Below are 11,099 nucleotides of genomic sequence, written 5' to 3' on the forward strand. Positions count from 1 at the left end.
TGTGGCGCACCGGGATCCGGCAGCGCCCCCGCGCGGCGGGCAAGTCCGGGCGGGAACCCGAAGGTAGGCCGCAGCCGGATCCCGGTGCGCCACACCGGCACCAGCAGCGGCAGGCTGAGCACGACGACGCCGAGGGTGGTGCCTCCGGCCAGTGTGTATGCCGCGGTGCCCGACAGCGTTGTCGGGTCGCCTCCGTCGGCACCCGCCAGATGCGCGTAGAGCAGGTAGGTGGCGATGACCACCACACTGGAGAGCAGCGGCGCGATCGCCACCGCGAAGAACCGGCGGTGGGCCTGCAGGATGCCGGCGAGGACGATGCCGACGCCGTAGAGGACGACCTGGGGTGCGAAGACGACCAGCATCGTGGCACCCAGCTCGACCGAGGCACTGTCGACACCTTCGGCGCATCCGTTGTTGCCGAGCAGCACGTTGCTGATCGGGTGCGCGAGCACGGCGAGCAGCACCGCGAGCGGCACCAGGACCGCCACCGCCCAGGTGAGCATGGCGGAGGCTGCGCGGTCTGCAGCGGCCTCGTCACCGCGCCCGAGCTGCCCGGCGATGAGGGGCACGGCGACGGCCGCGAGGGCACCGCCCGCGGCGACCTCGTAGAGCACGTTGGGCAGCACGTTGGCGCTCTGGTAGACCTCTCCGACGCAGGTCGTCCCGACGCTGCCGGAGAAGACCAGCCAGCGGCCGAACCCGATCACTCGCGCGAGCAGGGTGGTGATCGCGAGCAGCCCGGCGGCGGCCAGCAGGCCGCTGCCGAGGCGGCGCGTGGTGGGGCTCACCCCGGTGTGGACCGACCGAGCGCGTCCAGCTCGCGCAGGACCGGCGTGGACTCGATGACCCGGGTGAAGCTCACCTTCTCGGAGGCCAGTGTGAGCGCGGTGAGGAGACCGAGCGCCACGAGCCTGCCGCGCAGCCCGGTGCGCTCCAGGATCGCCGTGCCCAGCAGCGCGCCGGCGCCGTTGGCTCCGGTGTCGCCGAGCATCGACCTGCCGGCCAGGTCCTCGGGAAGCAGCGCGAGGGCAGCGCCGCTGGCAATGGCGGCACTGCGTCCGCCCTGCCCGGGCGCCAACGGCAGGGCCGTCGCGAGCACCACCTTGAGGGCGCGACCTGGCCTCAGGTCGAACAGGTTGACCACGTTCGCGGTGCCGGCCACGACTCCGCCGCCCGCCACGGTGGCCGCTGCACGGGCGGCGCCGGAGTGTGCCGAGGACCGGACCGCCCCCCGCTCGACCAGCCAGGAGGACACCAGTCCGGAGACGGCCAGACCGATGATCTTCACCGACCCGGTGGTCAGACGGCCCTGGCGCAGCGCGCTGAGGTGACCGCGCAGACCTTTGCTCGCGTCGTCGCCGCGCAGATCGTCCCACGCGCCGAGGGACCCCGCCGCGAGCACCGCCACCGCGCCGGCCGCCGTGCTCGCACCGTCGCCCCGTCGCCGGCTGGAGAGACCGGAGAGCGCAGCCGCGGCGACACTGCCGGCCACGAAGGAGGGTCCCTCGAGCAAGGTGACCCGATCACCCCGGTGGTTCGTGCGGTCCCACCGGGCGGTGTCACCGGGGCACCCGCGACGCAGCACGACCGACGCGGCCCCGGTCGACAGGGCCGACACGGCGCCCACCAGCACCGCGGAGACGGCTCCGGACAGCACCGACGCTGCCGGGGTCACTGGTTCGCCGGGATCTCGGGAGCGACGGCGCTCGCGTCACCGGCCAGCCCGTAGTGCCCGTTCGCGTCGTCGTACTCACCGTGCAGCGCCAGCACCAGGGTGCCCTGCCCCATGCTGAGGTTGCCGTCGTCCACCGTCGAGACCACCGAGGTCAGCTTGGGGTCCGCCCGGACCGTGGTCACGAGTGGACTCGCCACGGCCACGCTCTGGCCCGGCTCGTGACCGGACACCAGCAGGGCCGGGCGGTCGCCGCCCCCGAACGTCGCCAGCAGTTTCAGGTAGCTCTCGGCCTCGGTGTTGCGCAACGTCTCGTCCTCGGCCAGCGGTCCGGCGACGACGACCACGGAGGTGGCTGCCTCGCCGGTGCCCGGCTGGAGCGAGATCAGCCCCGCCTTGTCCAGACCCTGCAGCACCCTGCTCCGCCCGTTCGACGTGTCGCGGCCGACGGACCCGCCCTTGGCGCCCTCCGGGGCGCCGAAGATGGCCCTGCTGAGGACGAGCGACGGCAGCTCGCCGGCGCTCGTCACCGAGGGCTCGACTCCCACGAGCTGCGCCAACGGGGTCACCGCCTGGGTCCGGGCCGTGGCCTCGTCCGGGTCGGTCCACTTGTCGCTGACCGAGATGGTGCCGACCACCTTGGCTCCGGCTTCGCTGAGCGAGTGCGTGGTCCGCTTGACCAGTCCGGCGTCGGCGTCGGGCAGGACGACGAGCGCGACCTCACGGTCGGGCAGCTGGCCGGCGATGACGGCGGGGGCGACCAGCCCGGCATACGTGTCACGCGAGGAGACCCCGTCCTGGCTCTCCTTGAGCTGGTCACGCAGCGCGCTCTTGTCGGCTCGCAGCTGGGTCACCTGGGCGGTCAGCGTGCTGCCGATGTCCTCCTTGAGGGGGCCAGCGCCGAGGACGATACCCACCGCCAGCGCGATGAAGACGGCGACGATCGAGACGACGTGGTAGCGGAAGTCGATCATCTGAAGATCCCCACGATCCATGACCAGAGGTCATCCCAGCGGGCGGCCAGGAGCTGGAGCATGGCCGTGCCCGCCGAAGTGGAGGCCAGTGCGACTGTCAACGCTAGCAGTCCGGCGATGACGAGCATGACCAGGGACAGCGTCGAGACCCGCGAACGGTAGAGGCGGCTCACGCCTTTCGCGTCGACGAGCTTGCCGCCGACGCGCAACCGGGTCAGGAAGGTGCTCGCCATACCGGCCCGTCCCTTGTCCAGGAACTCCACCAGGGTGGCGTGCGTGCCGACGGCGACGATCACCACGGCACCCTTTCCGTCGGCCAGCAGCATGGCGATGTCCTCGCTGGTGCCGGTCGCGGGGAAGATCACCGGTGCCTCGACCCCGAGCGCCTCGACCCGTTCGAGCCCGGGCGCACGGCCGTCGCGATAGGCATGCACGACGACCTCGGCACCGCAGGTGAGGGTGGCGTCGGAGACCGAGTCCATGTCGCCGACGATGAGGTCGGGCTTGTGCCCGGCCTCGGCCAGGGCGTCGGCCCCGCCGTCCACCCCGATGAGCACCGGCCGGTACTCCCGGATGTAGGGGCGCAGTGTCTGCAGGTCGTCCTTGTAGTGGTAGCCGCGGACCACCACCAGCGCGTGCCGGCCCTCGATGGCGGTGCGCACCTCGGGCAGGCCCACGCCGTCCAGGAGCAGCTCCCGCTCCTGCTGGAGGTAGGCCATCGTGTTGGAGGCGAACGCCTCGAGCTGCACCGCGAGTCCCGCCCTCGCGTCGGCCATGGCGCGGTGGATGTCCTCGAGGGTGAGTCGGATCCCCGTGGCCACCACCTCGTCACGGACCAGCAGCTGACCGTCCTCGACCCGCCCGTTCTGTCCCTCCCGCACGACGGACATGACCTCGTCACCGACCCGGTCGATGAGGATGACCCCGCCCTCCACGAGGATCTCCGGGCCGAGGTTGGGGTAGCGCCCGCTCGTCGACGCAGCGGCGTTGATCACCGCGACCGGTTGGCAGGCCAGCAGCGCCTGGGCGCTGACCTGGTCGATGTCCTCATGGTTGATGATCGCGATGTCGCCATGATGAAGCCGCTTGGTGAGGTCCTTGGTGCGGGCGTCGACCCGAATGGTCCCGCCCAGAGAGGGCGCGACGGCGTGGCGTTCGCGCCACCCGTGCAGGGTGAGTTTCATCGACCGCTATCGTGCCATGACCTGCAGGTTTCCGGGCGTGACGCCACGGCTCCGCGCCCGGTCATGCGCCCCTGTCAGGCCTTCGGGCCGACCGAGTCCTGCAGCAGCTCGCGGGCGTGCTCGAGTGCGGCGGCGGAGTCGGCGACCCCGCCCAGCATCCTGGCCAGCTCACGGACCCGGTCCTCCCCCTCGACCGGAGCGACCCCGCTCGCCGTGACGTGCCCGTCGTCGGTCTTGCTCACCACCAGGTGCCGGTCGGCGAATGCCGCCACCTGGGCGAGGTGGGTGACCACGACGACCTGGGAGGTGCGCGCGAGCGCGGCGAGGCGGGACCCCACCTCGAGGGCCGCGGCTCCTCCGACCCCGGCATCGACCTCGTCGAAGACGAAGGTCGGCACGTCCCCGCTGGCCGTGACCAGCTCCAACGCCAGCATCAGGCGCGAGAGCTCGCCTCCGGAGGCGGCCTTGGCCACGCCACGGGGCGGCGACCCGGAGCCCGCCGCGAGCAGGATCTCGACGTCGTCCAGCCCCGAGGGGCCACAGCGCAGTCGTCGCCCGTCGGCGGTCTCCAGGGCCTGGTCGGAGTCGGGATCGTCGTGTTGCCGGACGGCCACCTCGATTCGGGAATTCCCCATCGCCAGGTGTGCCAGCTCGTCACCGACCCGCTCGGCGAACCGCCCTGCCGCCTCCGTCCGGGCCGCACTGAGCTCCGTGCCGACGGCGGCCAGCTCGGCCCGCACGACTGCCCACCGCTGCTGCAGCTCGTCGAGGCGGTCGTCGACCCCCTCCAGCTCGGTCAGGCGCTTCGCCGCGTCCTCGCCCCAGGCCAGGACCTCGGCGACCGACTCGCCGTACTTGCGCAGCAGGCCACCGAGGGCGGCTCGACGCTCGCCCACCCAGGCCAGCCGGGCCGGGTCCACGTCGAGGTCTGCCTGGTAGGCCGCGAGGTCGCCTCCCACGTCGGTCACGGCATACGTGGTCTCCTGCAGCCGCCGGTCGAGCTCGGCGAGCTGCGGGTCGTGGCCGACGACGGGTGCGAGGGCTGCGCGGGCCCGGCCCAGCAGGTCAGCGACGCTCCCACCCGCCTCGTCCGCCGCGGCCAGGGCGTCGTCACCGCCCATGACCAGCAGGTGGGCCTCCCCCGCCGCCACCCGCAAGCCGTCGGCGTGGGCCAGCCGCTCTGACTCTCTTCGGAGGTCGTCGTCCTCTCCCGGCTGAGGGTCCACCGCCTCGATCTCCTCGAGCCCGGTCCGCAGCACATCCACCTGTCGGGCGCGGTCCCGCTCGAGCTCGCGCAGCCGCTGCACCTCTGCGCGCACGTCCTGCAGTTCGGCATACAGCTCGGTGTAGCGCCGCAGCGGTCCGCCGACCGACTCGCCGGCGAAGCGGTCGAGCACGACCCGGTGCTGCTCCGGCCTGCGCAGGCGCCACTGGTCGGCCTGCCCGTGCACGGCGACGAGGAGCTCCCCCAGCTCTGCCAGCACGCCGACGGGAGCCGATCGCCCACCGACGTGGGCCCGGGAGCGTCCTTGTCGTGACACCGACCGCACCAGGATCAACCCGTCCTCGACGTCGCCACCTGCTTCGGCGGCGCGGACCGCGGCGGGATGGTCGGTGGGGATGTCGACGAAGCCCTCGACCACCGCCTGACTGGCCCCGTCGCGGACCCGGCCCGCGTCGGCGCGGTCGCCGAGCAGGAGCCCAAGGCCGGACACGACCATGGTCTTGCCGGCTCCCGTCTCACCGCTGACGACGTTGAGACCCTCGGACAGCTCGAGCACGGCGTCGTCGATGACACCGAGGTTCTGGATCCGGATCTCGCGCAGCACGCAGGCAGCCTACGGCCGGCCACCGTCTGGACGGGCAGGGCGCGCACCCTCCACCGCTCTCGGCTCGCTGCGCCCGCTGCCCCTCCACCCGGAGACGGACAGGTCGAACTTGGCGACGAGTCGGTCGGTGAAGGAGGACGAGGCCAGCCGAGCGAGTCGGACCGGCTTGTCGCTGCGGCTCACCTCGATACGGGCGCCCGGCGGCAGGTCGACGGCCCTCCGACCGTCGCACCAGAGCACCCCGCTACCCTCGGTGTCGGCCAGCACCTCGACGGCGAGCCTCGAGCGGGGACCGAGCACGAGCGGCCGGGCGAACAGCGCGTGGGCGGAGATCGGCACGAGCAGCATGGCTTCGACGTCGGGCCAGACCACGGGGCCACCGGCGGAGAAGGCGTATGCCGTGGAGCCGGTCGGCGTCGCCATCACCACACCGTCGCAGCCCCAGGTGGACAGCGGTCGCCCATCGATCTCGACGGTGAGCTCGAGCATCCGCTCGCGCGAGGCCTTCTCCACCGACGCCTCGTTGAGGGCCCAGCCGGTCGAGATGAGCTGGCCCCCGTGGGTGGCGCACACCTCCAGGGTCATCCGTTCCTCGACCCGGTAGTCACGGCGGACGATGTGCTCGACGGTGGCCGAAAGGTCCTCTCGTTCGGCCTCAGCGAGAAACCCGACGTGTCCGAGGTTCACCCCGAGCAGCGGTGCGCCGTTGCCGCGCGAGATCTCGGCGCCCCGCAGGATGGTGCCGTCACCGCCCAGCACGCAGACCAGCTCGCAGCCGGCCGCGACGGCCGCCGGATCGGCCATCGCCACGTTGGGGCTGTCGGTGAGGTCGAGCTCCTTGGCCTCGTCGGGCAGCACTGCGATCTCGATGCCCTCCTGGTGGAGGCGCTCGGCGACCTGACCGGCCAGGTGCCGCGCCTCGAGCCGGCCCGGGTGGGTGACCAGCAGGATCCGGCGGGTCAAGCGGGGCCCCCGCGAAGTGTCGGAGGCCCGGGTTTCCACGAAACGTCGCAGGCCGGGGTCGCCGCCGGGTATCGCTCCGAGCCTGCGAGCGGAGAACCTCCTGGAGTGGCTTCGTGGGTTGCGGTCACGGCTGGTCCTCCTGGGTGAGGGTGTCGACGCGCAGCGTCGTCTCCGGCTCACTCATCATGCCTTCCCGGGCGCGGCTGAGCCACAGCAGGTACTCCTGGTTGCCGCTGCCCCCGGTGATCGGGCTCCGGCACAGGCCCCGCGGCAGGAGGTCCTCCTCCCCCGCCGCCGCGATGACGTCGAGCAGCGCGCGACGGCGCTGGTCGGTCGACTTCACGACGCCCCTCTTGTCGAGGCGCTCGCGCCCCACCTCGAACTGCGGCTTCACCAACGTGACCAGGTCGCCGTCGGTCTCGGTGAGTTGCGCCAGGTTGGGCAGCACGGTCCGTAGCGAGATGAAGCTGAGGTCGGCGACCACCAGCTCGAACGGCCCGCCGATCTCGGTGGCGGTCACGTCACGCACGTTGAGACCCGAGCGTTCGGTGACCCTGGGATCGCCGGCCACCGACGCAGCGAGCTGGTCGTGCCCCACGTCGAGGGCCACGACGTGCGCCGCGCCGTGGGCCAAGAGCACCTGGGTGAAGCCGCCCGTCGAAGCACCCACGTCCAGGCACTGACGTCCGTGCGCCTCCAGCCCGGAGGGACCGAACTCGGTCAGGGCCGCGAGCAGCTTGTATGCCGCACGGCCCACCCAGCGCTCCGGCTCCTCCGACAGCGTCACGGTGTCTTCGTCGGTCACCTGGTGCGCGGGCTTGGTGACGGCAGCACCACGGACCCAGACCGTGCCCGCGGTGATCATCTCCCGCGCCTGGCCCCGCGACCTGGCGAAGCCGCGACGCACCAGCGCCACGTCGAGGCGGCTTCGTGGGGGCATGACAACCGTAGGTTGCGGCGGCAGTCAGCCGTCGCCGAGGTCGGACAGCCTCGACTGCAGCGTCTCCTGGACCCTTTCGGCAGCCTCGATCTGCGTCACCAGGGGCTGACCTGTGACCCGGTCGAACTGTTCGAGCACCGCGTCGACCACCTGGTCCCCCGTCGACTCGAGCGTCGGGCGGTCGAGCACGATGGCATGCTCGCTCACGGTGGAGGCATCCGCGGGAGGCTGCTGCAGCCCTTGGCCGGACAACCCGGCCGACGGGCCGGAAGCCTCAACCTCAACGTGTCCCTGACCCTGTTGGGTGTCGTCGTCGCTGGGCCCTCCCGAGGGGGCTTGCGGGTCCTCGGACTGCGGCGTGGTCACTGCTTGAGCCGAGCGATCTGACTGGTCCGGAAGCTGCTCCTCGTCCCGTTGCTCGTCGTGACTCATCGTCAGCTCCTCTTGCGGGTGGACGCGGCCCTGCGCCGGCCAGCCTGCGCCGACTTCCGTGCCCTGCCCGACGTGCCGGCGGCCGTCTTCCTCGCGGCTGTCTTCTGGGCAGCGCTCTTCTTCGCCGTGGTCTTCTTCGCCGTGGTCGCCTTCGCCGTGGTCGCCTTCGTCGTGGTTGACTTGGCTGCGGACTTCTTCGCAGTCACCGACCTCGTGGCAGCATTCTTCGCCGTCGCCGGCTTGGCGGCGCTCCTCGCCGAGGCCGACTTCGCCGCGGCGTTCTTCGCGGCCCTCGACTTGGCCGTCGTCGGCTTGGCCGTCGTCGGCTTGGCCGTCGTCGGCTTTGCCGCGATCGACCTGGCGCCTTGCCGGGCTGTGGAGGACTTCGCCGCGGTCCTCTCCGGCGCCGTCGTGGCAGGGGACGGCTCCGCTTCGGGTGCAGCGGTCGGTTCGCCGCCACGCGCCTGCTCGGCGGCGGCGAAGGCAGCGGCGGCACGCAGCTCGGCCACTTGGGAGCGCAACACCGAGATTCGCTCCTGGGCCGCCTCCAGCTCGCTCGCTCGTGCCAGTCCGAGACGGAGCACGGCAGCATCGATCTCGGAACGCACCAGCGTGAGCAGGTTCTCGCGGTTGGTGGTGGCGGCCGCCAACAGCTCGTCGGCGAGGGAACTGACCTGGCCGGCCACCCTCGCGGGGGCGCCGCCGGACGCGGCGTTCGGCAGCGACAGCAGCCCCTGGGCCGCCTCGGTCGCCCGGGCTCGAGTCAGGTCCCCCAGACCCGTGGCCAGCTGGACATAGCCACGCACCGATTCGAATGCCATCAGATTCCTCCACCTGTATGCTGCTGGTCCGCGTAGCCGACGCCGACCCGGTCAGGGCTCACGCTACCTTCCCCGCGCGCTACCCGCTCGCTCCCTCGACGGGTCGATCCCTCGCCGGTGGCTTCTCGAGCGACGTCAGGAGCCGCCGCGCCTGCTCGCGGTCCAGCCGCCCCTCGTCGAGCCCCTTCCAGACGGCGGCGAGCGCGGCCCGCACCACTTCACCGGGGTCTCCGTCCTCGAGCACCTCCACCCCGGCCGGGTCGACCGGGGAGACACGCACCAGCGCCGCACCACACGACCAGGCCGTCTCCTCGCGCTTCACCGGCTCGAGGTAGGGCCGGTGCAGGGCGGACAGATCGGTCGCCACGAATCTCGGCCGCTTTCCTCGTTCGGCCACCGCCAGCTCGGCCGGACCGTCGACCCCGGTCAGCACGAGAAGCGCCGGGAGTCCCGCCGCGTGCGCCCCGGCGATGTCGGTGTCGATCCGGTCGCCGACCGCGAGGGTGCGCTCAGCGGAGCTCCCCAGCACCGCCGTCGCAAGTTCGTAGAGGGGGGCGTGCGGCTTCCCCACGACGAAGGGCTCTGCACCGCTCGCCCGGGCGACCGCCGCGACCAGCGTGCCGTTGCCCGGCGCCGTGCCGCGCTCGGTCGGCAAGGTGGCATCCGCGTTGGTGGCGATCCAGACCGCCCCGTCCACGATGGCGTAGGTCGCCTCCGCCAGATCTGACCATGCGACCTCGGTGCCGAAGCCTTGCAGAACCCCTTCGATCCGGGACCCCCCCGCTGCGTCTCGCTGCGACTTCGATCCAGCTCCTGCGGCCGCCTCGGCCGCGCTGGCCAGCACCGGTCGCAGTCCCACCTCCGCCAGCGCCAGCGCCACGCCCGGGCCTCCGACTGCCAGCACGGCAGCTCCCGGTGCGAGCCGGTCGAGCATGGCTCGCGCGCCGGCCTGTGCGCTGGTCACCACCTCGTGATCGGACAGCTCCAGACCGAAGCCCCTCAGTTGCTCCGCAACCACGCCCGGGGGACGGGACGCGTTGTTCGTCGCGTAGGCGATGCCCTTGTTCTCGGCTCGCACGCCGCGCAACGCCTCCGCCGCACCGTCCACCGCCGCGGCACCGCGGTAGACCACCCCGTCGAGGTCGCAGATCACGGCGTCGAAACGGTCCAGAAGCGGTTGGTCCTCGGGTCCGGTCATCCGCTCATTGTCTGCTGCTGGTCGACCGGGCTGACAGCGGGGTGCTGCCGCCTCAACGCGCGTGCCTCCACCTCGTAGCGACTCACCGGCCCGCCGCCCGCCCTCCAGAAGCGTCGGCGCAGGGCCCCGCGCACCTCGACTTCCATCCCTTCGCGGAGCCGGAGAGCCTTGCGACGCAGGGCGGACGACCAGCACGCGACGTCAATGGTGTCGACGGTGGCGCGACAGCTTCCGTTTCCCCGGGCAGGCTGGTCACCACGTGGGACGACCAGGCGCAACTGCACCACGAGGTCGCCGCTCGGCAGAGTCCGTTCCGCCACTTCTCCGCTGACTCGCCCCGCCAGCAGCACCTCGTTGGTGTGTGTCGTCTGTGTGATGCCCATCCGCGCCATCCCCTCCAGTCAGGACCCGTCCGAATCTCCAGGCTGTCCGCCGAGGCGCCCCGCGCACAGGAGGGCAGACGCAGGTGTGGACAGACGCACGAGCGTCCCGACACCTGTGGACATCACTGTTGCAAACCGTCGTCTCCAGTCGTCGGCTGGTCCCCGTCCTCGCCCTCCAGTAGATCCGTGAGCACGACACCGTCCAGCTCGCCGAGACGCTCCTCGGCGTCCGTCTGCCCCTCGACGTCGGCTGACGCCGCCCTCCCGAACCACTCGCGAGCCTTCGCTTCCTGCCCGGTGGCCAGCAGTGCTTGCGCATAGGCGTAGGCGAGCCGCGCCCACCAGGGGTGGCCGGTGGCCCCGGTCAGCTCCGGGATCTGCAGGCCCACGACGGCCGCGTCGCCCTGGCCGAGGTCGAGGCGCACGCCGGACACGACGATGGCCAGTTCCACCCGGTCCTCCGTCGCGAGGTTGCGCGCCTCGGGCGAGGCGGCGAGGTCGAGCGCACGCTCGGGACGGCCCAGCCCTCGCTCGCAGTCGACCATGTAGGGCAACAGGTGCGACGAGCCGGACAGACGACGCGCGGTCCGGAACTCGCTCAACGCGCGCGCCCACTGACCCTGGTGGTAGGCGACCAGACCCAGCGCCTCGCGCGCCGCCGGCACCCGGCCGGCGCGCCGCACCGCGGTTTCGGCATGGGCCT

Annotated in this window: 11 protein-coding genes and 1 pseudogene; 1 reads left to right on the forward strand and 11 read right to left on the reverse strand. The window is 72.2% G+C overall.

The genetic code is table 11. The annotated features are described in order from the left end of the window. The 8 genes from FRW57_RS10565 to FRW57_RS10600 all read right to left on the reverse strand — a co-directional run. Positions 1–788: lipid II flippase MurJ (locus tag FRW57_RS10565; protein WP_275263135.1), on the reverse strand; the 788-nt coding region annotated here is incomplete at its 3' end. Next, positions 785–1,675, reverse strand: a complete 891-nt coding sequence (locus tag FRW57_RS10570; protein WP_137121008.1) for a hypothetical protein — start codon at positions 1,673–1,675, stop codon at positions 785–787. The genes FRW57_RS10570 and FRW57_RS10565, both read right to left, overlap by 4 nt. After that, positions 1,672–2,646: a copper transporter gene (locus FRW57_RS10575; RefSeq protein WP_162308157.1), complete on the reverse strand. Its 975-nt coding sequence runs from the start codon at positions 2,644–2,646 to the stop codon at positions 1,672–1,674. The genes FRW57_RS10570 and FRW57_RS10575 overlap by 4 nt, the downstream gene beginning before the upstream one ends. Continuing rightward, positions 2,643–3,830, reverse strand: coding sequence for a putative cytokinetic ring protein SteA (gene steA, locus FRW57_RS10580; protein ID WP_137121006.1), 1,188 nt, complete (start codon positions 3,828–3,830; stop codon positions 2,643–2,645). The genes FRW57_RS10575 and steA overlap by 4 nt, the downstream gene beginning before the upstream one ends. 74 nt (positions 3,831–3,904) lie before the next feature. After that, entirely contained in the window at positions 3,905–5,659 is a 1,755-nt protein-coding gene (gene recN, locus FRW57_RS10585) for a DNA repair protein RecN (RefSeq protein WP_137121005.1), read from the reverse strand. A gap of 9 nt (positions 5,660–5,668) precedes the next feature. Then, entirely contained in the window at positions 5,669–6,622 is a 954-nt protein-coding gene (locus FRW57_RS10590; RefSeq protein WP_137121004.1) for an NAD kinase, read from the reverse strand. Between the two features lie 124 nt (positions 6,623–6,746). Beyond that, a complete protein-coding gene (locus tag FRW57_RS10595) occupies positions 6,747–7,562 on the reverse strand; it encodes a TlyA family RNA methyltransferase (protein ID WP_137121003.1) in 816 nt (271 codons plus the stop codon). Between the two features lie 24 nt (positions 7,563–7,586). Next, complete coding sequence (locus tag FRW57_RS10600) at positions 7,587–7,994, reverse strand: hypothetical protein (protein ID WP_137121002.1); 408 nt, start codon at positions 7,992–7,994, stop codon at positions 7,587–7,589. On the opposite strand from FRW57_RS10600, the gene FRW57_RS24775 reads away from it, so the two are divergent. Then, positions 7,986–8,792, forward strand: a complete 807-nt coding sequence (locus FRW57_RS24775; RefSeq protein ID WP_137121001.1) for a hypothetical protein — start codon at positions 7,986–7,988, stop codon at positions 8,790–8,792. The two genes, FRW57_RS10600 and FRW57_RS24775, sit on opposite strands and share 9 nt — an antisense overlap. A gap of 102 nt (positions 8,793–8,894) precedes the next feature. Here the strand turns inward: FRW57_RS24775 and FRW57_RS10610 are convergent, their stop codons facing one another. The 3 genes and pseudogenes from FRW57_RS10610 to FRW57_RS10620 all read right to left on the reverse strand — a co-directional run. After that, entirely contained in the window at positions 8,895–10,013 is a 1,119-nt protein-coding gene (locus FRW57_RS10610; RefSeq protein ID WP_152185973.1) for an HAD-IIA family hydrolase, read from the reverse strand. Further along, positions 10,010–10,396, reverse strand: a complete 387-nt coding sequence (locus FRW57_RS10615; RefSeq protein ID WP_152185974.1) for a single-stranded DNA-binding protein — start codon at positions 10,394–10,396, stop codon at positions 10,010–10,012. Before FRW57_RS10615 ends, FRW57_RS10610 begins: the two co-directional genes overlap by 4 nt. Positions 10,397–10,518: 122 nt before the next feature. Then, a pseudogene (locus FRW57_RS10620) lies at positions 10,519–11,099 on the reverse strand (tetratricopeptide repeat protein); the annotation flags it as partial.

Origin of the sequence: Segeticoccus rhizosphaerae, assembly GCF_009192725.1 — a bacterium.
GTDB lineage: Bacteria > Actinomycetota > Actinomycetes > Actinomycetales > Dermatophilaceae > Segeticoccus > Segeticoccus rhizosphaerae.

Bases quoted from the DNA above. Each gene is read 5' to 3' on its own strand.
- FRW57_RS10600 (WP_137121002.1), bottom strand. From the start codon at position 7,994: ATGAGTCACGACGAGCAACGGGACGAGGAGCAGCTTCCGGACCAGTCA.
- FRW57_RS10610 (WP_152185973.1), bottom strand. From the start codon at position 10,013: ATGACCGGACCCGAGGACCAACCGCTTCTGGACCGTTTCGACGCCGTG.
- FRW57_RS10575 (WP_162308157.1), bottom strand. From the start codon at position 2,646: ATGATCGACTTCCGCTACCACGTCGTCTCGATCGTCGCCGTCTTCATC.
- FRW57_RS10595 (WP_137121003.1), bottom strand. From the start codon at position 7,562: ATGCCCCCACGAAGCCGCCTCGACGTGGCGCTGGTGCGTCGCGGCTTC.
- FRW57_RS10615 (WP_152185974.1), bottom strand. From the start codon at position 10,396: ATGGGCATCACACAGACGACACACACCAACGAGGTGCTGCTGGCGGGG.
- steA (WP_137121006.1), bottom strand. From the start codon at position 3,830: ATGAAACTCACCCTGCACGGGTGGCGCGAACGCCACGCCGTCGCGCCC.